This is a genomic window from Pseudomonas sp. GT1P32, assembly GCF_054897805.1.
In genome coordinates, this window is record NZ_CM142704.1 from 764,234 (window position 1) to 789,031 (window position 24,798).

The 24,798-nt window shown below is 59.2% G+C and carries 23 protein-coding genes and 1 pseudogene; 17 read left to right on the forward strand and 7 right to left on the reverse strand.

Going from position 1 to position 24,798, the window contains the following annotated elements; translation table 11 throughout:
- The first annotated feature begins 66 nt into the window (after window positions 1-66).
- From ACYZUC_RS03600 to ACYZUC_RS03670, 15 genes are all read left to right on the forward strand, one after another.
- Window positions 67-1,170 (forward strand): YCF48-related protein, encoded by a 1,104-nt coding sequence (locus ACYZUC_RS03600; RefSeq protein ID WP_461993613.1) that lies wholly within the window; start codon window positions 67-69, stop codon window positions 1,168-1,170.
- A 4-nt stretch (window positions 1,171-1,174) separates the two neighbouring features.
- On the forward strand, window positions 1,175-3,706 hold the full coding sequence (locus ACYZUC_RS03605; protein ID WP_461993615.1) for an efflux RND transporter permease subunit: 2,532 nt from the start codon (window positions 1,175-1,177) through the stop codon (window positions 3,704-3,706).
- Window positions 3,707-3,832: 126 nt separating this feature from the next.
- Window positions 3,833-5,014 carry an MFS transporter gene (locus ACYZUC_RS03610; protein WP_461993617.1) on the forward strand — a complete coding sequence of 394 codons (1,182 nt, stop codon included), beginning with the start codon at window positions 3,833-3,835 and terminating at the stop codon, window positions 5,012-5,014.
- Window positions 5,015-5,076: 62 nt separating this feature from the next.
- Complete coding sequence (locus ACYZUC_RS03615; RefSeq protein WP_461993619.1) at window positions 5,077-6,114, forward strand: Rieske 2Fe-2S domain-containing protein; 1,038 nt, start codon at window positions 5,077-5,079, stop codon at window positions 6,112-6,114.
- On the forward strand, window positions 6,114-7,067 hold the full coding sequence (locus tag ACYZUC_RS03620; RefSeq protein WP_461993621.1) for a PDR/VanB family oxidoreductase: 954 nt from the start codon (window positions 6,114-6,116) through the stop codon (window positions 7,065-7,067). The genes ACYZUC_RS03615 and ACYZUC_RS03620 overlap by 1 nt, the downstream gene beginning before the upstream one ends.
- Window positions 7,068-7,130: 63 nt before the next feature.
- The gene (locus ACYZUC_RS03625; RefSeq protein WP_461993623.1) at window positions 7,131-7,703 is read left to right on the forward strand and encodes a cupin domain-containing protein; all 573 of its coding nucleotides are present in this window, start codon (window positions 7,131-7,133) and stop codon (window positions 7,701-7,703) included.
- Window positions 7,700-8,692: a fumarylacetoacetate hydrolase family protein gene (locus ACYZUC_RS03630; protein ID WP_461993625.1), complete on the forward strand. Its 993-nt coding sequence runs from the start codon at window positions 7,700-7,702 to the stop codon at window positions 8,690-8,692. Before ACYZUC_RS03625 ends, ACYZUC_RS03630 begins: the two co-directional genes overlap by 4 nt.
- The gene (locus ACYZUC_RS03635; RefSeq protein ID WP_461993627.1) at window positions 8,683-9,690 is read left to right on the forward strand and encodes an NAD-dependent epimerase/dehydratase family protein; all 1,008 of its coding nucleotides are present in this window, start codon (window positions 8,683-8,685) and stop codon (window positions 9,688-9,690) included. Before ACYZUC_RS03630 ends, ACYZUC_RS03635 begins: the two co-directional genes overlap by 10 nt.
- On the forward strand, window positions 9,677-10,462 hold the full coding sequence (locus ACYZUC_RS03640; protein ID WP_461993629.1) for a cyclase family protein: 786 nt from the start codon (window positions 9,677-9,679) through the stop codon (window positions 10,460-10,462). The genes ACYZUC_RS03635 and ACYZUC_RS03640 overlap by 14 nt, the downstream gene beginning before the upstream one ends.
- Window positions 10,459-11,190, forward strand: a complete 732-nt coding sequence (locus tag ACYZUC_RS03645) for a FadR/GntR family transcriptional regulator (protein WP_461993631.1) — start codon at window positions 10,459-10,461, stop codon at window positions 11,188-11,190. Before ACYZUC_RS03640 ends, ACYZUC_RS03645 begins: the two co-directional genes overlap by 4 nt.
- Window positions 11,187-12,146: a LysR family transcriptional regulator gene (locus tag ACYZUC_RS03650; protein ID WP_461993633.1), complete on the forward strand. Its 960-nt coding sequence runs from the start codon at window positions 11,187-11,189 to the stop codon at window positions 12,144-12,146. Before ACYZUC_RS03645 ends, ACYZUC_RS03650 begins: the two co-directional genes overlap by 4 nt.
- Before the next feature lie 99 nt (window positions 12,147-12,245).
- Window positions 12,246-13,256 (forward strand): ornithine cyclodeaminase family protein, encoded by a 1,011-nt coding sequence (locus ACYZUC_RS03655; protein WP_461993635.1) that lies wholly within the window; start codon window positions 12,246-12,248, stop codon window positions 13,254-13,256.
- Window positions 13,257-13,283: 27 nt separating this feature from the next.
- Window positions 13,284-14,300 carry a dihydrodipicolinate synthase family protein gene (locus ACYZUC_RS03660; RefSeq protein ID WP_461993637.1) on the forward strand — a complete coding sequence of 339 codons (1,017 nt, stop codon included), beginning with the start codon at window positions 13,284-13,286 and terminating at the stop codon, window positions 14,298-14,300.
- Window positions 14,301-14,316: 16 nt separating this feature from the next.
- Window positions 14,317-15,786 (forward strand): NAD-dependent succinate-semialdehyde dehydrogenase, encoded by a 1,470-nt coding sequence (locus ACYZUC_RS03665; RefSeq protein WP_461993639.1) that lies wholly within the window; start codon window positions 14,317-14,319, stop codon window positions 15,784-15,786.
- Window positions 15,787-16,144: 358 nt separating this feature from the next.
- A complete protein-coding gene (locus ACYZUC_RS03670) occupies window positions 16,145-17,278 on the forward strand; it encodes an FAD-dependent oxidoreductase (protein WP_461993641.1) in 1,134 nt (377 codons plus the stop codon).
- Window positions 17,279-17,524: 246 nt separating this feature from the next.
- Here ACYZUC_RS03670 and ACYZUC_RS03675 read toward each other — a convergent pair whose 3' ends face one another.
- Together ACYZUC_RS03675 and ACYZUC_RS03680 are read right to left on the reverse strand one after the other, a co-directional pair.
- Window positions 17,525-18,259, reverse strand: coding sequence for an EthD domain-containing protein (locus ACYZUC_RS03675; protein ID WP_461993643.1), 735 nt, complete (start codon window positions 18,257-18,259; stop codon window positions 17,525-17,527).
- A gap of 223 nt (window positions 18,260-18,482) precedes the next feature.
- A pseudogene (locus tag ACYZUC_RS03680) lies at window positions 18,483-18,778 on the reverse strand (aldehyde dehydrogenase family protein); the annotation flags it as partial.
- 112 nt (window positions 18,779-18,890) lie between these two features.
- Between ACYZUC_RS03680 and ACYZUC_RS03685 the strand changes: the two are divergent.
- Together ACYZUC_RS03685 and ACYZUC_RS03690 are read left to right on the forward strand one after the other, a co-directional pair.
- Complete coding sequence (locus ACYZUC_RS03685; protein ID WP_461993645.1) at window positions 18,891-19,070, forward strand: Arm DNA-binding domain-containing protein; 180 nt, start codon at window positions 18,891-18,893, stop codon at window positions 19,068-19,070.
- Window positions 19,071-19,289: 219 nt separating this feature from the next.
- Entirely contained in the window at window positions 19,290-20,855 is a 1,566-nt protein-coding gene (locus tag ACYZUC_RS03690) for a sensor domain-containing diguanylate cyclase (protein ID WP_461993647.1), read from the forward strand.
- Here the strand turns inward: ACYZUC_RS03690 and ACYZUC_RS03695 are convergent.
- From ACYZUC_RS03695 to ACYZUC_RS03715, 5 genes are all read right to left on the reverse strand, one after another.
- Window positions 20,852-21,139 (reverse strand): hypothetical protein, encoded by a 288-nt coding sequence (locus tag ACYZUC_RS03695; protein ID WP_461993649.1) that lies wholly within the window; start codon window positions 21,137-21,139, stop codon window positions 20,852-20,854. The genes ACYZUC_RS03690 and ACYZUC_RS03695 overlap by 4 nt on opposite strands.
- Before the next feature lie 130 nt (window positions 21,140-21,269).
- The gene (locus tag ACYZUC_RS03700; protein WP_461993651.1) at window positions 21,270-22,058 is read right to left on the reverse strand and encodes an amino acid ABC transporter ATP-binding protein; all 789 of its coding nucleotides are present in this window, start codon (window positions 22,056-22,058) and stop codon (window positions 21,270-21,272) included.
- A 17-nt stretch (window positions 22,059-22,075) separates the two neighbouring features.
- A complete protein-coding gene (locus ACYZUC_RS03705; RefSeq protein ID WP_461993653.1) occupies window positions 22,076-23,317 on the reverse strand; it encodes an NAD(P)/FAD-dependent oxidoreductase in 1,242 nt (413 codons plus the stop codon).
- A 50-nt stretch (window positions 23,318-23,367) separates the two neighbouring features.
- Window positions 23,368-24,078, reverse strand: a complete 711-nt coding sequence (locus ACYZUC_RS03710; protein WP_461993655.1) for an ABC transporter permease — start codon at window positions 24,076-24,078, stop codon at window positions 23,368-23,370.
- Window positions 24,075-24,794, reverse strand: coding sequence for an ABC transporter permease (locus ACYZUC_RS03715; protein WP_166591991.1), 720 nt, complete (start codon window positions 24,792-24,794; stop codon window positions 24,075-24,077). The genes ACYZUC_RS03710 and ACYZUC_RS03715 overlap by 4 nt, the downstream gene beginning before the upstream one ends.
- Window positions 24,795-24,798 lie beyond the last annotated feature (4 nt).

Consider the following 24,798-nt stretch of genomic DNA (forward strand, 5'->3'; position numbering starts at 1 on the left):
AGCTGAAAGTGAAGGGCAGGGCTGTTGGCCTGCCCTTGGGGTGCGAGTGCTTTTTCGAGGTGGGTTATGAATAGAATCAGTCAGGCGGGTACGTTGCTCTTGGCCTTGTATTTGCCCTTCGCCGTGAGCGATTGCCTGGCCGGGCCGACTGCCGTGGGCGCGCCGTTGAACACCCCGGCCATGCTGGTGCCGGCTGCGCAGAAGAGCGTATTGATCGACCTGGCGCGGGCCGGCGCACGTCTGGTGGCCGTGGGCGAGCGCGGCCTGGTGCTGCTCTCCGACGACAATGGGCAAAGCTGGCGTCAGGCCTCGGTACCGGTTTCGGTCAGTCTGACGGCGGTGCAGTTTGTCGATGCGCACAATGGCTGGGCAGTGGGTCACGCTGGCGTGGTATTGGCCACCCGTGATGGTGGCGAGCACTGGACACTGCTACTCGACGGCGCACGTGCGGCCCAGCTTGAACTGGACGCAGCCAAGGCCGACCAGGCTGCGGCTGCCAATCCGGATGATGCATTGGCACGTGTACAAAGTGCCGAGCGTCTCGTCGCCGATGGGGCGGACAAACCTTTCCTGGCGCTCGAATTCATCGATGCACAACACGGGCTGATCGTCGGTGCCTACGGCCTCGCGCTGTGGACCACGGATGGCGGTGCCACCTGGCAGTCGCTGATGGGACACATCGCCAACCCGAACGGGATGCACTTGTACGCCATCAGTCATCAAGGGACACGCTGGTTCCTGGCGGGCGAGCAGGGTTACCTGGCGCGCTCCGATAACGATGCGGTTTCGTTCAGTCAGTTGGAAAGTCCCTATGAAGGCAGTTTCTTCACCTTGCAGAGCCGCGCCGATGGCGCCTTGTTGGTCGGCGGCCTGAGGGGCAATGCCTTTATATCCAACGACGGTGGCGAAAGCTTCCAGCGCCTGTCAGTCCCCGTGCCGATTTCCTTCAACGACGCCACCCGCCTGGCCGGCGGCCAAGTGCTGCTGGTCAACCAGGGCGGTGCGCTGTTTCTTAATGGTGAGCAGACCGGGGAGGCGCTGCAGCCACTGGGCAAACCCTTGGGCAAGCCCGTTTCAAGTCTGGTCGAGGCCGCCGATGGCAGCCTGATCGTTGCCGGTTTCACCGGGCTGCAGCGTATTGCGCAGCCGTCCACTGCCGCTTCGGAGTGAGGTTATGACGTCCCCTGGTAATTCCCCCCAGTCCCCTGCGAATACGTTCGATGACTTTGATCCGCGTTCCGGCTCGGTGCTCGAGCGAGCACTGTTCAACCATCGCCTGTGGGTGCTGCTGCTGTGCCTGGCGACCACGCTGGTATTGGGTTGGCAGTCCAGTCGTGTCGAACTCAATGCCAGTTTCGAAAAAATGATCCCCACCCATCATCCCTATATCGCCAACTACCTTGAGCACCAGAAGGAGCTGAGCGGGCTGGGTAATGCGGTGCGCATTGCGGTGGTCAACAAGCGGGGCGACATCTACGACAGTGCCTACCTCAAGACCCTGCAGGCGTTGAGCGACAAGATCTATCTGCTGCCCGGTGTCGACCGTGCGTACATGAAGTCGTTATGGACGCCGGCCACGCGCTGGGTAGCGGTGACCGAGGCGGGTCTGGACGGTGGGCCGGTCATTCCGGATAACTACGATGGCGGCTCCGCCAGCCTCGCGGCATTGCGGCGCAATGTGCAACTGTCCAACGAAATCGGCCAGTTGGTGGCTTTCGACCAGGCATCGAGCATCATCCATGTGCCACTGCTGCAACGGACCCCCGACGGCCAACCGTTGGACTACACCCAGCTGTCGCAACAACTGGAGTCGCTGCGCAGCCAATACCAGAGCGACAGCATCGACATTCGTATCACCGGTTTCGCCAAGAAAGTCGGTGACCTGATCGCCGGTCTGCAACAGATCCTGATGTTCTTTGCCGTGGCCATTCTGATCACCGCCGTGGTGCTCTACTGGTACACCCGCTGCATACGCAGCACCTTGCTGGTGGTGTTCTGCTCGCTGGTGGCGGTGGTCTGGCAGCTCGGCCTGCTGCCGCTGCTGGGCTATCAGCTGGATCCCTATTCGGTGCTGGTGCCGTTCCTGGTGTTTGCCATTGGCATGAGCCATGGCGCGCAGAAGATGAACGGCATCATGCAGGACATCGGTCGCGGCATGCATCGTGTGGTCGCCGCACGCTTCACCTTCCGCCGCCTGTTTCTCGCCGGTCTCACCGCGCTGCTCTGTGACGCGGTCGGTTTTGCAGTGCTGATGATCATCAAGATCCAGGTGATCCAGGACTTGGCGATGATCGCCAGTATCGGCGTGGCCGTGCTGATCTTCACCAATTTGATCCTGCTGCCGGTCCTGCTCTCCTATGTTGGCGTCAGCCGCCGCGCCGCGCAACTGAGCTTGAAAAGCGAGCACGCTGAACAAGCCGGCCAGAATCGCCACGGGTTCTGGCGCTTCCTCGACCTGTTCACCCAGCGTCGCTGGGCGGCGTTGTGCATTGCCTTGAGCCTGGCACTGGCGGCGGCCGGTTTCGTGGTCAGCCTGCAATTGAAAGTTGGTGATCTGGATGCAGGCGCACCCGAGCTGCGGGCCGACTCGCGCTATAACCAGGATGACGCGTTTGTGACCCATCACTACGGCGCCAGCAGCGATCTGTTCGCGGTCATGATCAAGACGCCAGCCAGCGCCTGTTCGCGTTACGACATCCTACGCAAGGTCGATGCACTCGACTGGCAGTTGCGCACCTTGCCAGGGGTTGATTCGACCAATTCGCTGGCGCTGCTTAACCGCCGGATGCTGGTCGGCCTCAGCGAAGGCAGCCCGAAGTGGTATGAGCTGCAGAACAACCAGGCGATGCTCAACATGGTCACCGCCGGGGCGCCACGTGGGCTGTACAACGAAGACTGCAGCCTGCTGACACTGTACGTCTACCTCTCCGACCACAAGGCACAAACCCTGAACCGCCTGGTGGATCACGTCGAACAGTTCGCCGCGGCGAACAATACCGACGAGGTCCAGTTCCTCCTGGCTGCTGGCAATGCCGGGATCGAGGCGGCAACCAACATTGTCGTCAAGCAGGCCAATCGCGAAATGCTGTTCTGGGTCTACGGCGCCGTGATCCTGCTGTGCCTGATCACCTTCCGTTCCTGGCGGGCCACGATTTGTGCGGTGATTCCGCTGATGCTCACATCGATCCTCTGTGAAGCGCTGATGGTCTGGCTGAACATCGGCGTCAAGGTCGCCACCCTGCCGGTGATTGCCCTCGGCGTGGGCATCGGCGTCGACTATGCGCTGTACGTGATGAGCATCCTGCTCGGTCATATGCGCCAGGGCACAAGCCTGTCGGAGTCGTATTACCGGGCACTGCTGTCCACCGGCAAGGTGGTGATGCTGACCGGTGTAACCCTGGCTATCGGCGTAGCCACCTGGATGTTTTCGCCGATCAAGTTCCAGGCTGACATGGGCGTGCTGCTGGCCTTCATGTTTGTCTGGAACATGGTCGGTGCGCTGGTTCTGTTGCCAGCCCTGGCTCACTTCCTGTTGCCGAGCAAGCGTGTAGGCGCGGGGCAGGCCGAGGTTAAACCCAGCCACCCGACGAGCCTGCCGCTGATGCCTGCCGTAGTCGAGGAGGGTGCCTGCGTGAAGCACTCACTCCCCCGGACTGCGGGCCACGATCAAACGACACCAGCAGTTGCTCACCCCGTCGCGTCATAACAACAAGAAAGGACTTTCCCATGCCTCGTATGTACCCGTTCCAGCAGTCTTTATGGCTTGACCTGCTAGCCGGCCTGAGCGCCTTCGGCACAGCGTTCTGCGCGACCCAACCTTTGGGGGTGCGCGATGAGCGTTGAACGCCAGGCGCGGCTGCCGCAATCCTTGTTGCTGTTGCTCGGCAGTTGCTTGCCGGTACTTGGCGCAGTGCTGCTGGCCCCTGTCCTGCCGCGTATGCAGGAACACTTCGCCGACACACCGGGTGTGGCCGTGATGGTGCCCATTGCCCTGACGCTGCCGGCGTTAATGATTGCCCTGTTGGCCCCGTTCGCCGGGATCATCGCCGACCGGCTCGGGCGCAAGCCGCTGCTGATCAGTGCGATGTTTCTCTACACCGTCTGTGGCGTGCTGCCGCTGTGGCTGGAGTCGCTGCAGGTCATCGTGATCAGCCGCGCCGGCATCGGGGTGGCCGAGGCAGCGATCATGACCTGCTGCACCACAATGATGGGGGACTACTACAGCGGTGCGCGGCGTGAACGCATGTTCGCCCTGCAAATGGTTGCTACCTCGTTGTCGGCGGCCATTTTCATTGCGGTCGGTGGTGTGCTCGGTGAACACGGCTGGCGCACACCGTTTGCCTTGTATGGGCTGGGGCTGGTGTTTCTGCCGCTGATGGCCTGGTTGCTGTGGGAGCCGCGTGCGCATGTCGTCACTGCGACAACAGCAGTAAGCCGGGCATTTCCCTGGCGCGCCTTGGCACCGTTGTATTTCTTGTCATTCCTGGCTGGCTTGAGCCTGTTTATCGTGCCGGTACAAGTCGGTTATCTGCTCAACCTGCTGCATGTCGAAGGGTCGCAGCAGATCGGCATGACCATGGGCGCCAGTCAGCTTGGCGTACTTGTCGGCGCCCTGAATTTTCGCCTGTTCAGTGGTGTACCCGCGTATCGGCAGATGCTCCTGGCCTTCGTCGCGACCGGTGTCGGTGGCGGGTTGCTGGCGGTGGCCGACAGTCATGGGTTGGTGGTGATCGCTGTGCTGATCAACGGCCTGGGCATCGGCCTGATGATGCCGACCCTGCTCACCTGGATCATGGCCCAGGTCGACTTCCAGCAGCGCGGCCGCGCGGCTGGCGGCTTCACATCAATGTTCTTTGCCGGTGAGTTCGTCAGCCCGCTGGTGGTGCTGGCGATCACCGGTGGGGTGAGCAGCGCTTTGCCTGCTGCGCTGGGGATCATTGCGGGCCTTCAGTTACTGGTGGCTTTGGCTTGCATTCGCTTGCGTGGCCGTGGGGCTGCATTGCCTGCCGTTTAACCGGAACCCTGCCTCAGGTTTAAAACCGCGTTTTATCAGAATAAGAACACGAGGGAAAAATCATGAGTTATTTACTCAACACTTGGTACATCGGCGGATGGGTAGATGAGCTTGCCCCAGGGGCGCTGCTTGGGAGAACAATTGTCGAGCAACCCCTTGTGTTCTTTCGTGATAGCCAGGGCACCGTCCAGGCTCTCGCTGATCGCTGCCCGCATCGTTTTGCCCCGCTGCACATGGGCAAGATTGTCGGCGACAGCGTTCAATGCCCCTACCACGGCTTGCGTTTCGATGGCAGCGGCCAATGTACGCACAATCCCCATGGCGAGGGGAATATCCCCAAGGCCGCCTGTGTTCGCTCGTTCCCTGTCGTTGAGCGCCATGCGGCGATCTGGGTCTGGCTTGGCGATCCGGCACTGGCCAGCGACGCGCTGATCCCTGATTTTTCTTTTTTTGAGCAGGCTCCACCCCATGCCAAGGGGCATGGGTATTTGCCCACTCGCGCTCACTACGAACTGCTGTCCGACAACATCATGGATCTGAGTCATGTTGACTTCCTGCACCCGGATACGCTGGGGGGCGGAGCGCTGTCAGGCTCACGCGCCACTATCGAGGAGCTTTCCAACGACCGCGTGCGCATCAGTTGGTGGGCACCTGGTGACGTCCCTCCGCCTGCTTTCAGTGCTCAACTCGAAGACCCGACCCGAGCGGACGTCTGGGCCGAGGTCATATGGCATGCCCCTGGCCTGATGCTGCTGGGCAGTGGCGCGACTGCGCCAGGGCGCCCGAGAGAGGAGGGGCCGGTTACCTGGAACCTGCATTTGATGACGCCGCAAGACACGACGAATACCCATTATTTCTATGCCAACACGCGCAGTTTTGAGCAGCACAATGAGCCGTTGAATGCCTTCGTCCAGAACATGTTGATCGGTATTTTCGCCGGTGAAGACAAACCCATGGTTGAGGCCCAACAGCGTCAGATTGGTGAGGTTGATCTGCTAGGCCTTAACCCGGTTCTGCTCTCAGTTGATGCGGGTGCTGTGCGCTGCCGACGTGTTCTGCGTCGATTGATCGCTGCCGAGCAGTCAGTGGGTACCCAGTGATGATCGAGGTCGTTGTTACCCGCAAGCGTCGCGAAGCCGAAGGTATTTTCAGCCTTGAACTGGCCGCGGTTGACCGCCGTCCTCTGCCTGCTTTCAGTGCCGGTTCGCATATCGACGTGCACCTGCCCAACGGCTTGGTACGCCAATACTCACTGTGCAATCACCCCGCAGAGAACCATCGTTATCTGTTGGGTGTCTTGCTCGACCCCGCCTCCCGTGGCGGGTCCAAGGCCATGCACGAGCAGGTGCAGGAGGGTAGCCGGCTGCGTATCAGCGAGCCGCGCAACCTGTTCCCGCTGCAACCAGCAGCGGGGGGTAGCGTGCTGTTTGCTGGCGGTATCGGTATCACCCCGATCCTCTGCATGGCCGAGCGCCTGGCCCAGATCGGCGCTGCTTTCGAGCTTCACTACTGCGCCCGCTCAACTGATCGCATGGCGTTTATCGAGTACCTCCGCCATTCGACTTTTGCCGATCGTGTGCATGTCCATGTGGACGATGGCGAGGACGCTCAGCGTCTCGACGCCGTTCGGGTTCTATCCATGCCGGCCACTGACCGCCACCTGTATGTCTGTGGCCCTAACGGCTTCATGGAACACGTGCTCGGTACGGCGCGCGCGCTTGGCTGGGCCGAGGCGCAATTGCACCGTGAGTACTTTGTCGGCGCAGCTGTCCCGGCCAGTGAGGCGGGCGATTTTGAGGTGCAGTTGGCGAGTTCGGGGCGGTGTCTCCAGGTGCCTGCCCATCGCAGTGTGGCGCAGGTGCTGCTGGAGGCCGGTATCGATATTCCCTTGTCCTGCGAGCAGGGTATCTGTGGCACTTGCATCACGCGTGTGCTGGAGGGGGAGCCGGAGCATCGTGACATGTTCTTCACCGATGCCGAGCGAGCCCGCAACGACCAGTTCACGCCGTGTTGCTCGCGTGCCAGGAGCGCGCGGCTGGTTCTCGATCTTTAAGGTTTTTTTATGAATTCATCTCTACCCGATGCTGCGTTTCGCCAACTGATTGAGGAGTCGAACATGCAACAACTTCCTGGTTTCAAACGTGTAGTTACCGGGCACGATGCCCAGGGCCAAGCGGTGGTCGCGCTCAGCGGGCCGACGCCGAACAGCTTCCCGCTCAAGGCAGTACCTGGCACGGTCTTCCATGAGATCTGGAACAGTGGCGCCAGCCCGGCCGTGCTGGATAACGGCGACGACCCGACCAGCAAACCGCTTCAATTGAGTCCTGCACCGCTGGGCAGTGTTATCCGCGTGGTGGATATTCCGCCTGACAGCGTGCAGAACCAGGTCAGTGCCGAGGATGCAGCGGCGACCTTTGCCGAAATTGGCCAGGCCCATGCCGGTACGGGACAGGCTGATTCCAAACACAAGCTGATGCACCGCACCGAAACGCTCGATTACGGCGTGGTCACGGAAGGCGAGGTCTGGCTGGTGCTGGATGGCGAGGAGGTGCATCTCAAGCGCGGTGACATCGTCGTGCAGCGAGGCACCAACCACGCCTGGAGCAATCGCACCGAGCAGATGGCACGCATGTTGTTCGTCCTGCTCGATGGCCGCTTCGCGCCCGAGCTGCAAGGAGAACAGGCATGAAGCTGAGTACCCTCAAGACTCACAGTCGCGATGGTCGCCTGCTGGTGGTGTCACGCGACCTGGCCTGGGCGGTGGATGCCAGCGATATTGCCGCGACGCTGCAGGATGCCGTCGATCATTGGTCCAGCATCGAGAGCGCTTTGCGCGCGCGGTATGACGCCTTGAATGAGGGATCGCAGGCCGGTGCCTTTGCCTTCGATCCGCAGCTGGCCGCTGCACCGTTGCCGCGTGCCTGGCAGTGGTTGGATGCCTCGTCTTTCCTCAGTCACGGGGAGCGGATGCAGAAGGCTTTTGCGCTTGATCCGATCGAAGGCGCTGAACACACGCCGCTGATGTATCAGGGCTGCGGCGATGATTTCCTGGGCCCCCACGACGACATCGTTCTACCGAGTGAAGCCCATGGCATCGACTTTGAAGGTGAGTACGCGGTGATGGTCGATGACGTGCCCATGGGCTGCTCGGCAGAGGAGGCCGCAAGCCATATTCGACTCATTCTGCAAGTCAACGATGTCAGCCTGCGAGCGCTCGGGCCACGTGAAATGAAGACAGGCTTTGGTTTTATCCAGGCCAAATCCTCATCAACTTTTGCACCGGTGGCGATTACCCCTGACGAGCTGGGTGAAGCCTGGCGTGATGGGCGTGTGCATCTGCCGCTGCGGGTGGAATGGAACGGTCAATGGTTTGGCCACGCCCATGGTGGCGCCATGCATTTCGGCTTTCATCAGTTGATTGCTCACGCGTCGCTGACCAGGCGACTCAGGGCGGGCTGCCTGATAGGTTCCGGCACCGTTTCCAATGCCGATCCCAGTGTTGGCGCTGCCTGCATCGCCGAACGTCGTGCGGTTGAGATGATTGAGCAAGGTGCGCCACAGACGCCCTTCATGCGCTTCGGTGACCGCGTGCGCATGGAAGTCTTCGATCAGCAAGGGCAGTCGGTATTCGGGGCGATAGACCAGCGTGTCGTGTGCGGAGGTATCCCATGCGCGTGATGATTACCGGGGCCAATGGTTTTATCGGGCGAGCACTGGTGGAACGATTGCTCGAAACAAATGAATTACAAGGCCGGCCGATCAGCGCGTTGATACTGCTGGATAAAGAGTTGGCGGGGTTTGCTGAAGATAAGCGCCTGCGCCGGCATTGCGGCAGCGTTACCGACGCCGCCTTGTTGCGTCGTGCGCTGGCCGATGGCATCGATGTGGTTTTTCACTTGGTAAGCATCCCTGGTGGGGCCGCCGAGCAGCACTATTCACTGGGCTATCAAGTCAACCTGCTGGCAAGCCTGGAGTTGCTTGACCAGTTGCGCGAACAGCCTGGTACGCCGGTGCTGGTGTATGCCAGCAGCGTGGCGGTGTACGGTGGCGACCTGCCGGCGCGCATCGATGAGCGCGCCGCGCCGCGCCCGCAGTTGAGTTACGGTGCGCACAAGGTGATGGTAGAAATCGCGCTCAACGACCTTGCCCGACGAGGCGAAGTGGACGGTCGTGCCGTGCGTCTGCCCGGCATTGTTGCCCGTCCACGTGAACCCAATGGACTGCGTTCGGCTTTCATGAGCGATCTGCTGCACGCCTTCGCCGAAGGCCAGTCGTATTGTTGTCCGGTTTCGCCGCAGGCGCAGGCCTGGTGGATGTCCGTGAAGTGTTGCGTGGATAACCTGCTACGGGCCGCCGAACTGCCGGCCGCCGGGCTTGGCGAGTCACGCGTCTGGCAATTACCGCTGCTGCACCTGTCGATTGCCCAGGTCATCGATGCCCTGGCCGCTGCCTACGGCCAGGAACGTCGCGCGTTGATCAGCTTCGCACCGGATGCTGGACTGGAAGCGTTGTTCGGCAATTTCCCTGCGATGAAAACCCCCCAATCCCGTGCCCTTGGCTTTCGTCATGACGGCTCTGCCGGCGCCTTGATACGTAACAGTTTGAACGCTGCTACCCCAACGCGCCGTGCGCGTGGACGGGTGGCGCTTGGAGTGGCCGAAAATGCAATCAACTAAACGCCGTCTGGTGGACCTGTCCGTTACCCTGGACAACAACCCCTACACTGATCCACCGCCATTGCTGCCGAAAATCGACTACATGGACCATCAGCAAGGCTGGCCGGAGATGGCCGCGATGTTTCCCGGCCTGTCCAAGGAGCAACTGCCCGGCGATGAATCCTGGGCGGCTGAGCGCCTGCAGATTACGACTCACAGCGGTACGCATATGGACGCCCCTTGGCACTACGCCTCGACCACGGATGGTGGCAAGCCGGCTTTCGGTATCGACGAGCTGCCGTTGGACTGGTGCCTGCAACCCGGCGTGAAGCTGGATTTTCGTCATTTACCGGATGGCCATGTGGTCAGCGCTGCCGAAGTGCAAGCTGAGTTGGAGCGCATCAATCACGCGCTACGGCCGCTGGATATTGTCCTGGTCAACACCCGCGCCGGTACCCTGTTTGGCCAGCCAGGGTATCTGGATGCCGGGGTCGGCATCGGCCGCGAGGCCACGTTGTATTTGCTGGAGCGCGGCGTGCGTGTGGTCGGCACCGATGCCTGGAGCTGGGATGCGCCATTCAAATACACACGCGAACGCTTTGCCGCCACGGGCGACGCCTCGATCATCTGGGAAGGCCACAAGGCCGGCCGTGACATTGGCTACGGCCAGATGGAGAAACTGGCCAACCTGGAATGCCTGCCGTCCCATGGTTTTCAGGTGTCCTGTTTCCCCTATAAGATCCGGCACGCCTCGGCCGGTTTCGTCCGCGCCGTGGCGATTTTCGAGGAATGAGCATGCCTGCGGACGGTGGAAAAAAACGCGGTAGCCTTTCTCAGAGGCTTGAGGCTCTGCTCTCAACGCACATTCTTGAGGGGCGACTGCGTGGCGGTGAAAAGTTACCCACCGAAGCGGCCATCATGCTTGAGCATGGGGTCAGCAGAACGGTAGTGCGCGAGGCAATGTCTCGCCTACAAGCCGCTGGAATGGTTGAGACACGCCATGGTATCGGGACTTTTGTGCGGGGCAGCGCACTGTCGCTGGAGACATTCATCGACCCGGCTACGATCGGCATCGTCATTGATTCGCTGGCGATCATGGAGTTTCGGATCGGTCTTGAGGTAGAAGCAGCCGGGCTCGCCGCTCAACGACGTACCCCCGAGCATTTGAGTGAGTTGCGGGCGGTTCTCGATCAGCTTGAACAGCCTGAAGTCAGTGTGAATGACCGGGCAGCGTTGGATTTTCAGTTCCATTTGAGCGTTGCGCAGGCGACAGGTAATCACTACATCGCCAACACACTGCTCAACCTGGGCGTGGTCATCATCCCGCGCAGCCGACTGGATTCTGCGGGTCTGTTTCACGATGAGCCTTCGCACTACGAACAACGCATGCAAAGCGAGCACGAACAGATTTATCAGGCAATCTTTAATCAGGACGCTGAATACGCGCGCGCTGCCATGCGCCTGCATCTTCAGGACAGTCGCGAGTATCTGCATCAGGCCCGCAACGAGCTGATGACATGACAAATAATAAAAACATTCAGAGTGCCCATGGGCCTGACACGGCGTCGCAGTATCCTGCCACTGCTCTAACGATCATCGATCCTCGATGGACCTTGTTTGTACGTGTCGTGGCGGCTGGAAGCCTCAGCAAAGCGGCAGTATTGCTGGATATGCCGCAGTCCATGGTGAGTCGAAACATTGCCCAGCTCGAGTCGCAATGTGGCGAGCGCCTGTTTCATCGAACCGGGCGCGGGGTGCTCCTGACCGAGTTTGGAGAGCAGTTGTTGCCTTGTATATCGGGTCTTCTCGCGGACGCTGAAGGCCTTGCCGATGACATTCGTAACCTGCGTGGAAAACCGGTGGGGGAGGTGGTCGTGGGCATGTTGCCCTCCGCGGTGCGTCGATATGCGGGGACACTTTTTTCTGCGGTGCGCGCCCAGATGCCAGGCGTGAGATTGCATCTGATCGAGGGCGCGAGCGCTCAACTCGAAGAGCAGTTGCATGATGGCCGTCTGGATATGGCGTTGGTGCTGCGCGAGAGTGAGGCAAGTATCGCAGAAGCCCATCTACTGGCCAGGCTTCCCCTGCATCTGGTGGGGCCTGCCGTCGATCCGCGCCTCGCCAATCGAGATATCGCATTAAAACAATTATCGGGGTTGCCATTGGTCGTACCTGGGCGTCCCCATCTGTTGAGAGCCAGGCTCGATCATCTGGCCGCCGAGCATTGCGTGGAGTTGTGCGTTGCCGTGGAAGCAGACTCCGTCCAGCTCCAGTACGAAGTCGTGGCGGCGGGTGGCGGCTATGCCATTGCCTCTGTGCTACCGGGATCACTGGATCAACGGCTGATGTCATCGCGCATCGTCGATCCGGTTCTTGAGCGCTTCGTCGTGCTTGTCGAGTCCCCCCGCCGTCCTGTGACACGTGCCTCCCGTGAAGTGCGCCGGTTGATCTGCAATTTGGCCATGCCATCGATTTGAGCGATAGCTGCTTTCGACTCCAAGCAGTATCCGGTGTGGTGCGCGCCTCGTAGGGTGTCAGTCAATCAATGGCTGATACCCGATTGCGAGGTTAGCGACATGCATCACTCCCAAGAGCCCCAAGTAATTGCCCCGACGCTTTTTCTCAGCGACGCCGATGTAGCCTCGCTCGTCGACTGGAGCGCAGCCGTTGCCGCGCTCGCCGAGGCGTATGCCTGCCCCACATCCGATGCCATGGTGCCGCCTCGTTCCATGGCGCGGGGCGACGGTATCTGGCTGCGCAGTTTGACTGCCGTACCCCCCGCTGGCGGCCATATGGGATGCAAGTTGATTGCGGCCTCCATGCGGGCGCGCTGCGCGAGCTATCTGATCGCATTGTTCAACCAGCAAACCATGGCGCTCAGTGCTCTGATCGATGGCAATCGGGTGACGGGGTTGCGTACTGCTGCAACGGCTGCGCTGGCGGTCGATCTCCTGGCACCTAAACGGGCACTACGGGTTGGCGTGATTGGTGCGGGGTTTGAAGCGCGTGGCGCGCTTGACTGCCTTAAGTCGGTGCGGGATGTGGCCCGTGTCAGGGTGTTCAGTCCAACGCCTGCGAGCCGTGAGCGGTTTGCCGAAAGCTTCAGACCGGGGCTGGATATTCAAGCGGTGAACACCGCGCAAGAAGCCGTGCAGGACTGCGATGTCGTGATTTGTGCCGCACGCAGCCGTGACGAATCTCCCGTATTGCTGGGGGAGTGGCTGCCCGCGGGCGTTACGGTCGTTTCATTGGGTTCCACCTTGCCTGAGCAACGGGAGGTTGACCCGGTCACGATGGATCGAGCCGTCTGCATTGTCGCTGATATGCCGCAGGAGGTGCTTCACGATACGGGTGACGCCATTGCAGCGATCAGTGCCGGCGTTTATGTCGCCGACAAATTAGTAGCGCTGTCGGATCTGGTAGCAGGTCGCGTTAATGCGCGCCAAAACGAAAGCGACATCGTTCTCTACAAGTCAGTTGGCTCGGCGCTGCAGGATGTTGTCATTGCACAAGCGCTGTACGAGCGCGCCAGGCAACAAGGCCTCGGTATCGAGCTGCCTGCCAGCATTGTCCCTGTCTCGAAATAAACCCTCCACTGTTCAAAGGAAGTCATCATGGCTACTTACAAGAAAGCTGATGCCCGCGCCTGGGCCCGTGAAAACCTGGTGGGCTGCTCGGCTGTCACCATCCCAAGCTTCAGTGCAGACCTGAAGCAGCTCAATGAACGTGGCATACGCCACGACATCGAGCATACGGTTGGGCTGGGTTATAGCAGCACATTGCTCTGCAGCGAGCTGGCGATCTCGCCCCAGGAAAACGCTCAATTCACCGCCTGGGCGCGTGAGTCGGGGAAAGACCTGATCCTGTTCTTCCACGCGGCGTTTGGCACGCTTGCAGAGAATATCGAGGCGGTAAAGCTCGCCGAGAAATCCGGTGTAGACATCGTCCTGCTCTCCTACCCACCGCAGTTCTGGCCGACCAGCGAGCAGGAAATCTACGACTACACCAAGTCAGTTTGCGACGCGACGGACCTTGCCGTCATGCTGTTCCCGATTCCGCTATGGGGCTTTGAGCGCGTGCATCCGGCGGGTATGTCGCTGGAGCTGGTCCGTCGCCTGTTGGCCGATTGTCCGAATATCGCGGCGATCAAATCGGAGCAAGGGTTTCCGCTGCCGGCTGGCATTTGCGAGATGTACTACCACTTCCGTGATCAGGTCGTGATCAGTTGCCCGATCGAAGGTGACGCAATTCCCTTGATGAGCCTGATGAAACTGCAGTTTTCCGGCACCAGCAACACCGCCTGGATGAGCGACTACTACCCGAAAGCTTTCGAACTGGCGCGCACGGGCCGGTTCGAGGAGGCGATGGAACTGTATTGGAAGGTCAATCCGGCACGCAGCGCCAACGGCGCCGCCGCTCAAAGCTATGCCGGCGGTACGGGGGTGCTCAATCGCACAATGTGGAAATACCAGGACTGGCTCGCCGGCTTCAACGGCGGCCCACTGCGTGCCCCGGCGATGCGCGTTCCGGATCGCCTCATGAAATCCCTGCGTCAAGGGTTGGTTGCTGCGGGCCTGCCGGTGACTTCGGATCCTGACAGCGCCTTCATGATCGGGCGTCACCCTTGCTGATTAGGAGGATTGCAAAGTGAAGCATTTACTTAAAGATCCCACGCTGTGGCGTACGGGTGCCTACATCGCTGGAGAGTGGCTGAACGAGACACTACACGGTCAGTACACACTGCGTAATCCAGTGGATCAAACGGTGCTGACCGAGCTGCCACGCTGTCGCGAAGTTGAAGTACGGCGTGCAATCGACGCAGCGCATGATGCATTCGGGCCGTGGCGTCGCCTGACGGCTAAACACCGCGGTGAGGTGTTACGTCGTTGGTACGAGTTGATGGTTGAACATCGTGAGGATATAGCCACGCTGATTACTCTGGAGGAGGGTAAGCCTCTGGAAGAGGCGCGGGGTGAAGTCGATTACGCTGCGTCTTTTGTACGATGGTTTTCCGAAGAAGCCACACGAGTGCGTGGTGATCTGATTCCGGGCGTAAAGGACACTCAGCGCATTGTGGTACTGCGCGAACCCATCGGGGTCTGCGCCGCGATAACGCCATGGAACTTCCCGGCTGCCATGATCACGCGCAAGGCCGCTCCGGCGCTTGCGGCGGGTTGCACAATGGTCGTGAAACCGGCAAGCCAGACGCCCATGACCGCGCTGGCACTCGCCGAACTCGCGCAACGCGCGGGTGTACCGGCCGGTGTTTTCAGTGTGATCACGGGTAATGACACCCGAGACATTGCCGGTGAACTCACGGCTAACCCGTTGGTGCGCAAGCTCACCTTCACAGGGTCCACCGAAGTGGGGCGGCTGCTGTTGGCGCAAGCGGCGCAGACGGTCAAGAAATGCTCCATGGAACTGGGCGGCAACGCCCCGTTCATTGTCTTCGACGATGCCGATCTTGATGCGGCAGCTGACGGTGTGATGTTGGCCAAGTTTCGCAATGGCGGGCAGTCATGTATCGGCGCGAACCGGGTATTGGTGCAGTCAGGGATTTATGACGCACTGGCCGAGCGCATCATCGAGCGCATGGCGCGCCTGAAGGTGGGCAATGGCCTGGAGCCTGGTGTACAGGTCGGGCCGTTGATCGATGACGCGGCGGTACGAAAATCCCAGGCCCTTGTTGATGATGCGCTGGCGCAAGGTGCTCGACTGCTGTCCGGCGGCAAGCCCCATTCGCTTGGCGGGTGTTTCTTCCAGCCCACATTGTTGGCTGATGTGACTCATGGGATGCGGGTTGCTCGCGAAGAGATATTCGGCCCTGTCATGCCACTGGTGCGTTTCGACAGTGATGATGAAGCCATTGCCATGGCCAACGACAGCGAGTTTGGCTTGGCGGCGTATCTGTTCAGCCGTGACGCGGCCCGTATCTGGCGCAACGCCGCTCGCATCGAATCGGGCATGGTGGGCATCAACTGTGGCTTGATTTCAAATGAGGTCGCTCCCTTCGGTGGCGTGAAGCAGAGCGGCCTTGGGCGAGAGGGATCTCACCTTGGGATCGACGAATTCCTTGAGGTGAAATACCTCTGCTGGGATGGCTTGGAAAGCGTGTGAACTAACGTAGTTAAAGGCCGGTGGATTGCAGTTCATATGAGCCGCATTTCGTCGGCCTCCTGTATTTACACGCGAGGCAAGCGTCCTCGCGCAGGCTGACAAAACCTGGTTCTGCCGCAAAGGCAGGCACCCGGGCAATCGGACAGGCCTACCCTCCGACACCCATCACCTGCGGCGATACCTCGGATTGTGGAAAGCGATTTCAGCGCTGATATCCATTTCGATAGTCTCGTCGTTGATCCGGCATTTTCAGTCGGAACTTCATGAGTCTGCGGCATTGAGTCGATAGCGCTGCAGAGCTCGTCGGTGCGCAATGCAATGTCGGCCCGATTGAAATAAGAATAATTAGGAGAGCGTGATGATTGCAGCAGTCAATAAGGTCCTGGTTATCGGAGGAGGGTTTTCCGGTATGACCGCGGCTATCCAGCTTGCCCGTCAGGGAGTTGAAGTAGACCTGGTCGAAATAGATCCTTTGTGGTGCCCCCTGGGGGCCGGTATTACGCTCAGCGGGCCCACGTTGCGAGCGCTTGATATGGTCGGGATTCTGGAAAGGGTGGCCGCGGAAGGGTATCTGTCGACCAATTTCGATGTGTTTTCACCGGCGGGCGACCTGATCGTGCAGTTGGCGCTTCGACCCCCGGTCAGCGATAAACCGATTCCCTGTGGCGGTGGCATCCTGCGCCCGGTGCTGGCTCGGATTTTTGCCGACAAGACGCGGGAAGTGGGCACTAATGTGCGCCTGGGCATCACGTTCGACAGCATCGTCGAGCATGCGGACGGCGTTGAAGTGTCTTTCACTGATGGAACCGCCGGGCGCTATGACCTGGTCATCGCCGCCGATGGCGTGCATTCGCGGTTGCGAAAGGAGTTGTTTCCAGAAGCACCCTCGCCAAAACCCATTCACCAGAGTGTCTGGCGCGCGGTGCTGAAGCGTCCGCAGGAAATCGTCCGCCCCAGTCATTGGCTGGGACGCACCAAGGTCGGCGTCAATCCGATTTCCGAGACGCATATGTATATGTTCCTCATGGAAAATCGCGAGTTTTCCGAGTGGATTGAACCGATCAATTGGCCAAGCGAAATGGCGCGTCTTCTGGGTGAGTTCCCAGCCCCGATCCTGCAAACGCTTGTGCCGCAACTGTACGAGCCGGGCGCCAATATCGACTATCGCCCGCTGGCCAATCTTTTGGTACCGTTGCCATGGCATAAAGGCCGCATAGTGATGATTGGGGACACGGTGCATGCCACCACGCCACATCTGGCTTCCGGAGCTGGAATTGGTATCGAGAGCGCCATCGTGCTTGCCGAAGAATTGTTTGCCGATAGCGATCTACAGGCTGCCCTGAACCGGTTCGAAGCGCGGCGTTGGGAGCGTTGCCAACTGGTGGTCGAGAACTCTGCACGGCTGTGCGAGATAGAAAAAAGTGCGGGTGACAAGGAAGAGCATGCTCAGATCATGCGAGAGTCCACTGCTACGTTGGCTGAGCCTATCTGAGTTGTCGAGACCCTTCGGCTGGAGGGGGAGGCTAGTATGTAGCCTGAAAAAGAACGGTGTAAAAGCGACCTTGAATTGCTTGAGCATCCAGGTCGAAGAAGTTCACGCCTGCATCAATAAATGCCCTTGAGTTTTAATGAGTAGCTATCCTGCATCCGGTGCGCTGTACCCAGCATTTGAGTGCGAACTCAATTGGGGAAAACTACCATTTCAGTGATGTAGGATAGCCGCTTCATTGATTAAGGTTTACTGGCGCAGATTGAGAATTACAACTTCTTTGACATACACGAAGAAGGATTCTGACGATAGCGCGATCCCATCGTCAGAAAGCTGTTGGAACAGTGATCTTTGATACTCACGAAAACTAAAAAGATCGGCTTCATATTCAAACCACATGCTCGATGCGCCTTCGTATACTGCTATGTTTGCTCCGAAATAGGATGTCACCCTGTCTCCTTCGGGGAGATACCTGGAACGAACATACCTGCGTAGCGCATTTTGGAAGTGTGGGTATTGACTGGCGATGGCATCGTGCGCCAAATCCCAAGCAGTGAAAAAGGTATCCAGGTTCAACGTTGGGTTCTTTTTCAGGAAAATCATTGCCTTCCATTTCAGGGGAGCTGCGCCTGCATTGAATATCTCTGCGTCATCCATCAACTGAGCTGCTTGTTTGGAGAGGTCAGCGAAATTTCTTGCATCAGGTCCGGTGGTTTGTTGGGTGTAGGGATTGCTGAAGGTGTGAATTAAACCTGACATATCGTCAAAAAATAATTCCGTGATGGAGTCTCGGTGAAAGGTTTGTGTGTAGGAAGTATCGGAGTCAACTCCGAAAGCAGAGTCGATGACATGATTTTGCACGTATCGTTTTACACCTAATGGTTTAGCCTGAGCGATTTTTCCATGCTGGTGCTCTATATATTCCAAAAACTCAGCATGAGTCATTCCGGGCTTTCGGCGTACAGCGGCTAGAATTTTAATCATGAGGACGCTCGCGTCTGGTAGGGTTTAATTAAATTTATTTAATCTATCTAAACATCGAGTACGATTTTTTAAGGCTATATTCACCGTAATATTTTTTAGCAGTAAAAGATAAGATCAAAATTGCCCTCCAAACCAATCAGTGTTTCTGCTAGCAGGTATCACGTAAAAACATGCTTGACGAGTCTTCACCTGATTTTTATGTGCTAACCCGTGAGCACGAGTAGGAAAGTTCTAGCGCATGAGCATCGAGCACGGTGATGATCAACGCCACCGGCCCAAACAACTCCTGTTTGAACGAGGTCATCCGGTCAGTGACATCTGCGAATACCTTGGGCTGATATAAAGTTGCCAGGGTGTTCAGCCTTCTTGCTGCCCATTATCAATGTTGCGTCTTCTTCCAGTGTCTACTGACATGACGATCCAGCTCATCACGAAGATCGAAGCGAGCATAGGATCCATGTAGGTCTCTGTGGCCTATAGATCGCTGACGGCCAACTCGCGGGTTGCTTCGACGAATTGCAGCGGGTACCACAAACGAACAGCCGGGTCACCGGAATGTTGCCAGCCGAGGCGGTAGCCGCATCGTTGCGGCTATCGATGACCAGCAGATCGCCGGGTTGAATCTGCCCAAATGCAAGGTGTGTTCGCCAGCCTCTTTCGTGCCAAGAGCTGGCATCTTCCATTCTCTTGGCTGAGCACGCCGGCTCGAATTTCCTCGGGAATGTATCCGGAATTAAGTCTCAAGGAGGCTCGCTCGGCTCGCGACAATGCCCTTTGCGTCGTCGCAAAGGGCGCCGAGATTTCTCGCTAGCATTTGATCGAGTTGCGCGTTTTGGTGCTGTGCTTGATGTAATGAAAGTGGTTGCCGGGCAAACCAATTTGCTGGCGCTCAGTGCGGCCACTGGGTTCTAAACGGATGGGCTGAAACGCTTTATTTACTAGCTATCCGTCCGCAGCCTTGGAGATAATCTTTCGCAGCGTCAGCAGGGCAAGTGCGCTAACAGCCTTACAGATCATCTTGCAGGTGTTTATGATTCCCCCGATCAAGCCCCCCAAAAGTAACTTTTTTTTTCTTGGCCTGTCGTTTGGTCTGGTGCTGAGTCTGAGTACCACGCTGGTGTTGATCTGGCTTCCTGACCAGACCCTGACCCACAGTTATGCCGAACTGGCTCTGATCGTTCAAACGCTTTTTCTGGGTAGTCTTTGCGTCTCCACACTCCACCGCCAGAAGCAGTCGGAGGCGCAGTTCAACGAATTGATTGCACGGAAAAACCAGATCAGATTCTTGAACGCACGTATCACCAACCTGATCAATGCCGCGACCCAGGTGGCGGTCGTCACCACCGACCCCGAAGGCCGGATAAAGCTGTTCAGCGACGGTGCCCAGGCCTTGTTCGGCTTCAGCCGTGAAGAGGTGCTGGGGCGCAATAACGTCGAACTGCTCCACGTTCAGGAAGACATCGATACCCGTCGTGCCTGCGCCGCTCCGACGTTTCAGGCCCTGACCGACAAACAACTGATCGGCCAACTCGCCCTCGATGACACGGGATCCAGCAAAGCCATGGAGTGGCATTATCAGCGCAAGGACGGTAGCCGGTTCACCGGCGAACTGCGCCACGCCCGATTTAATGACGCCAGTAGCGGCGAGGTCGAACACATCAGCGTGATCATCGACGTCAGCGAGCGTATCGAGTTGCTCAACCGGATCAAGGAAAGCAAAGCACTGTTGACGCTGCTGACCCAACGCATCCCCAACGTGCTCTACCAGTACCACTTGCTGCCACCGGGCGACGGTTACTTTTCATTTTGCAGCCCCAGCGTCGAATACGTTTTCGAGCTCAAGGCCGAAGCGGTCATCGGTGTCAATTTCGCCGGCAGTCCACTGTTCCAGCGCCTGCACCCCGAGGACCTGCCTTTGATCAGGGCGGTCACGGCTCAATCGGTAGAAACCGGCGAGGGCTGGACCTGCGATTTTCGCGTGTTGCTGCCGGTCAAAGGTCTGCGCTGGTTGCGCGGACAGTCCTACGCCGAGCGTCAGCCGGACCAGACATTCGTCTGGTATGGCTCGTTCAGTGACATCACCGAGCTCAAGGATCGCGAAGAAAAACTGCGAACCCAGGCCATCACCGATGAGTTGACCGGCATTTATAACCGTCGTCACTTCATGAGTTCGCTGGAGCATCTGGTGGACACCGGCAAACGTTACGCCGCCGGGTTCTCGTTGATCATGCTCGACCTCGATCACTTCAAATCCATCAATGACCGATTCGGCCATGAGGTGGGTGATACGGTACTCAAGCAAACCTGCACACTGATCCGCCAACGCTTGCGCGCCAGCGACGTGTTTTGCCGGATCGGTGGTGAAGAATTGGCTATCCTTTGCCCGTTCACGTCACAGGAAAGCGCCGAACAATTGGCCATCGTGTTGTGCCAGTCCCTGGCCAATCACGAGATCGCAGTCGCAGGCCGCGTCACCGCCAGTTTCGGTGTCGCCACCTGGACTGCAGACCTCAGCACCAAAGAATTGCTGCGCCGTGCCGACCTGGCCAGTTACAGCGCCAAACAGAATGGGCGCAACCGGGTCGTCAGCGCTTAGACGTCAAACTGTTGCAAGCGTTGCAATATCACATTCTTTATCTGGATTAAGGGCAATAACGTTGCACGAACTGCTGCCGGATCAATGGTGGGCTGGTCGCCTTGGAGTACCACGACTACATTCGATTGTTCGCACAGAATATTTGAGTTGTAGAAATGGGCTTGCCCGCGATGACGGTGATGCGTAAATGTTAGCGAACGAGTTGGCTTGATCCTCACCTTCGCTGGTAACGCAAACATTTGAACCCGGGCGGCCATCAGAAAAGTGGCGAAAAATCTGAGCATGCAAACTCCCCGTAGAAGCTCGCGATTCAGTTAAGTACGGTTTCAAAGTCACCCTTCAAATCCGTGTATCAGCAAGCGGAAATTGACACATTGCCAATAGCCGCTTTGCAAGCTGTGCGCCTATGTCGCCTCAATGAACGATTTGCGCAAGAAAGGTCTTGGCCCGAGCGCTTTTCGGGGCGCTGAAGAAGTCTTGGGGCGGGGCGTCCTCGATTATCTGGCCACCGTCGAGAAACAGTACGCGCTCGGCCACTTGCCGGGCAAAGCCCATCTCGTGGGTGACGCAAAGCATGGTCATGCCGCTGCCTGCCAGCTTCACCATCACATCCAGCACCTCACTGACCATCTCCGGGTCGAGCGCAGAGGTGGGTTCGTCGAACAGCATAATTTTCGGTTCCATGCATAACGCTCGGGCGATGGCCACCCGCTGTTGCTGCCCGCCGGAGAGCTGGCTGGGGTATTTGTCGGCCTGGTTGGCGATGCCGACTTTTTGCAGGAAATGTTGGGCCAGTTCCCGGGCCTTCTTGCGGTTCAGACCGCGCACCGAAATCGGAGCCAGGGTGCAGTTGTCGAGCACGCTCATGTGCGGGAACAGATTGAAATGCTGAAACACCATGCCAATTTCGCTACGAACCCTGGCGGCCTCACGGGTGGTCCGCGACAAGTCGGTGGCGTTGACCAGGATGCGGCCTTTTTCGGCGACTTCCAGCCGGTTGATGCAGCGGATCAGTGTCGATTTTCCAGAGCCGGAAGGTCCGCACAACACTATGCGTTCGCCTTCACGGACCTTCAGGTCGATGTTGTGCAGCACATGGAAGGCACCATAGAACTTTTCCAGGCCGGCGATATCGATCACGACTTTACGGCTGTCGGGTAGCGCGGCGGCTGGAGTTTGTGCAAGAGCTTTCAGGGTTTGCATGGTCGGGTCTCCAGCGATCAGTGGAAGCGCTCGGCGCTATAGGGGGCAGGGTCGGTAAAGGGCGGCGCACCGGTCATCAGATCGGCCAGCAGACGACCGCAGACCGGGCCCAGAGTCAGGCCGTGGTGGGCATGCCCGAAGTTGAACCATAAACCCTTGTGGCGGGGTGCCGGGCCGATCACCGGGCACATGTCCGGTAGACACGGACGGCGGCCCAGCCAGGGTTCGGCATCCAGGCGTTCGCCCAGCGGGTAGAACGAGCGCGCCTGTTCTTCGCAGCGGCGCAGCTGGATTTCATTGATCGGGTCTTCGCTGTCGGCGAACTCGATCCCGGTGGTCAGGCGAATGCCTCGCACCATCGGTGCCAGGACATAGCCGCCGACAGGGTCGAGCAGGGGCTGTTGCAAGCGGGTGTCAGGCAAGGGCGCGTAGTGCATGTGGTAGCCGCGCTTGATTGCCAGCGGAATGTCATACCCCAGAGGTTCGAAGATGCCCCGGGCTTGTGGGCCAAGGGCGACCACGGCTTCATTGGCGATGACCAGGCCCTGTTCACTCTGCACTTCCCACTTGCCGACACGTTGGCGCAGGGAGAGGGCGTCGCCGAGTAAAAACCGGCCACCGCGCTTGACGAACAGGTCCGCGTAGCCTCGGGTCAGGGCGCCCGGGTCGCTGACTGTTTTGGGGTCCAGCCAGTGAATCCCGCCGACCACGCTGGCATGCAAACCCGGCTCGCGCACATGCATCTGTTGCTGATCGAGCACTGCATACTTCAGGCCATACACCTTGAGCGCCGCTGCATCGCGCTGGGCCTTTTGGAAAGCCGGCTGAGAGCTGTAGGCTTCGACCCAGCCGCTGTCCTGGATCAGTTCGCCCATGCCGGCCGGTTCCGCAAACCGGTCATGTTCGCTGACACAGCGTTCCACCAACGGCAGCATGGCCCGGGTCGCGGCGGCCAGCCCCTTGGGCCCGGAATGCCGCCAGTACTGCAGCAGCCACGGGCCGGCCTTGGGCAGGTGCTTGAGGCTGTAGCGCACGTCTGACTGCTGGTTGCAGGCATAGCGCAACAGGCTCGAAAGTTCGCGCGGGAACGAATAGGGAATCACGCTGGCGCGCTCGATCAGCCCCGCGTTGCCATGGCTGGTGCCGTTGCCCGGCTGCTGGCGGTCGAGCAGGACGACTTTGCGGCCACGGGCCTGCAACTGGAGCGCGCTACTGACGCCGACAATCCCGGCGCCCAGAACGAGGGTTTCGCAATGCATGAGTAGATCCTTGATACAGGGGCGCCCACGGCGGCCCGAGAAAAATCGGCTTATTGCAAATGACGGCCGAGGCGGCCCTCGATTGCTTTCAGGCTACGTCTCACCACTTCAACTATCAGTAGGTAGAGCACGGCAGCCCAGAGGTAGATCTGGAAGTCGAAGCTGCGCGAGAAGGCCAGCTTGGTCACCCCCATCAGGTCGTAAATGGTCACCAGCGAGGCAATGGCGCTGGCCTTGATCATCAGGATCAGTTCGTTGCCCAGCGGGCCGATAGCGACCAGCAACGACTGCGGCAGGATGACTTTGCAAAAGGTGGTCCAGCGCGACAGGCTCAGGGCGTTGCAGGCTTCGCGTTGACCCTGGGCCACGGCCAGGATGCTGCCCCGCAGGATCTCCGCCTGATAGGCCGCCGTGTTCAGGGTGAACGCCAGCAGGGTGCAGAACCAGGCGTCACGGAAGAACCACCACAGGCCGACGTCCTGCCAGAAGCCTTTGAACGAACCCAGGCCGTAATAGAGCATGAACAGTTGGGCCAGCAGCGGCGAGCCACGGAAGAAGTACACATAGACGCCGGCAAAACGGCTGAGAAAGCGGTTGCCCGACAACCGCGCCAGGGCAATCAGCAGGCCGAGCAGGGCACCCAGGGTGAAGGAAATGGCCACCAGCTTGGCGGTCACCAACAGGCCGTCGATGAAGCGTGGGCCATAACGCTCCAACAGGTCAGGGCTGAGGAACAGGCTCTGCAATTCAACCAGGCTCATGGGCGCACGCTCCGTTGATGGCGGCTGAAATGCTGCTCCAGGTACTGGAACAGGCGGCCGGAAATCGCCGAGAAGAACAGGTAGCCAAAGCAGGCCACGGTGTAGAACAACATCGGTTCCTTGGTCACGCTGACCGCCAGGTTGGTCTGGCGCATCAGGTCGACCAGGGAGATGGTCGACACCAGCGAGGTGTCCTTGAGCAGCGACAACCAGTTGTTCGACAGGCCCGGCAGGGCGATGCGCACCAGTTGCGGCAGCACCACTTTGGTAAAGGTGGTACGCCGGGACAGGCCCAGGGCGGCAGCGGCTTCGAACTGGCCCTTGGGTACGGTCTTGAAGGCACCCAGCCAGATCTGGCTGGAAAACGCGGCGAATACCAGGCTGAACGCGATCATGGCGGCGACGAAGGGGTTGATCGCCACTTCAGTCTCGTAGCCCATCGCCGACAACAGTTTCTGCGCGCCGATCTGGCAGCCGTAGTAAATGATCAGCAGGGTCAGCAATTCGGGCAGGCCACGAAACACGGTGGCAAACACCGTGCTCATGGCGCGCGGCCAGCGGCGCCGGGAGCGGGCGGCCAAGGCCAGGCCCAGGCCCAGCGGCAAGCCGATCGGCAGGCAGCTCAAGGCCAGGACGATGGTCACCAGAGCGCCGGCCAGCAAGGCTGAACCCCAGCCGCCGCTGGCGAAGGAAAGCAGTGACAGATGTTCGAACATGCTC

Coding starts and splice junctions, on each gene's coding strand:
- ACYZUC_RS03600 (WP_461993613.1), top strand. CDS start 67: ATGAATAGAATCAGTCAGGCGGGTACGTTGCTCTTGGCCTTGTATTTG.
- ACYZUC_RS03605 (WP_461993615.1), top strand. CDS start 1,175: ATGACGTCCCCTGGTAATTCCCCCCAGTCCCCTGCGAATACGTTCGAT.
- ACYZUC_RS03610 (WP_461993617.1), top strand. CDS start 3,833: ATGAGCGTTGAACGCCAGGCGCGGCTGCCGCAATCCTTGTTGCTGTTG.
- ACYZUC_RS03615 (WP_461993619.1), top strand. CDS start 5,077: ATGAGTTATTTACTCAACACTTGGTACATCGGCGGATGGGTAGATGAG.
- ACYZUC_RS03620 (WP_461993621.1), top strand. CDS start 6,114: ATGATCGAGGTCGTTGTTACCCGCAAGCGTCGCGAAGCCGAAGGTATT.
- ACYZUC_RS03625 (WP_461993623.1), top strand. CDS start 7,131: ATGCAACAACTTCCTGGTTTCAAACGTGTAGTTACCGGGCACGATGCC.
- ACYZUC_RS03630 (WP_461993625.1), top strand. CDS start 7,700: ATGAAGCTGAGTACCCTCAAGACTCACAGTCGCGATGGTCGCCTGCTG.
- ACYZUC_RS03635 (WP_461993627.1), top strand. CDS start 8,683: ATGCGCGTGATGATTACCGGGGCCAATGGTTTTATCGGGCGAGCACTG.
- ACYZUC_RS03640 (WP_461993629.1), top strand. CDS start 9,677: ATGCAATCAACTAAACGCCGTCTGGTGGACCTGTCCGTTACCCTGGAC.
- ACYZUC_RS03645 (WP_461993631.1), top strand. CDS start 10,459: ATGAGCATGCCTGCGGACGGTGGAAAAAAACGCGGTAGCCTTTCTCAG.
- ACYZUC_RS03650 (WP_461993633.1), top strand. CDS start 11,187: ATGACAAATAATAAAAACATTCAGAGTGCCCATGGGCCTGACACGGCG.
- ACYZUC_RS03655 (WP_461993635.1), top strand. CDS start 12,246: ATGCATCACTCCCAAGAGCCCCAAGTAATTGCCCCGACGCTTTTTCTC.
- ACYZUC_RS03660 (WP_461993637.1), top strand. CDS start 13,284: ATGGCTACTTACAAGAAAGCTGATGCCCGCGCCTGGGCCCGTGAAAAC.
- ACYZUC_RS03670 (WP_461993641.1), top strand. CDS start 16,145: ATGATTGCAGCAGTCAATAAGGTCCTGGTTATCGGAGGAGGGTTTTCC.
- ACYZUC_RS03675 (WP_461993643.1), bottom strand. CDS start 18,259: ATGATTAAAATTCTAGCCGCTGTACGCCGAAAGCCCGGAATGACTCAT.
- ACYZUC_RS03685 (WP_461993645.1), top strand. CDS start 18,891: ATGCAAGGTGTGTTCGCCAGCCTCTTTCGTGCCAAGAGCTGGCATCTT.
- ACYZUC_RS03690 (WP_461993647.1), top strand. CDS start 19,290: ATGATTCCCCCGATCAAGCCCCCCAAAAGTAACTTTTTTTTTCTTGGC.
- ACYZUC_RS03695 (WP_461993649.1), bottom strand. CDS start 21,139: ATGCTCAGATTTTTCGCCACTTTTCTGATGGCCGCCCGGGTTCAAATG.
- ACYZUC_RS03700 (WP_461993651.1), bottom strand. CDS start 22,058: ATGCAAACCCTGAAAGCTCTTGCACAAACTCCAGCCGCCGCGCTACCC.
- ACYZUC_RS03705 (WP_461993653.1), bottom strand. CDS start 23,317: ATGCATTGCGAAACCCTCGTTCTGGGCGCCGGGATTGTCGGCGTCAGT.
- ACYZUC_RS03710 (WP_461993655.1), bottom strand. CDS start 24,078: ATGAGCCTGGTTGAATTGCAGAGCCTGTTCCTCAGCCCTGACCTGTTG.
- ACYZUC_RS03715 (WP_166591991.1), bottom strand. CDS start 24,794: ATGTTCGAACATCTGTCACTGCTTTCCTTCGCCAGCGGCGGCTGGGGT.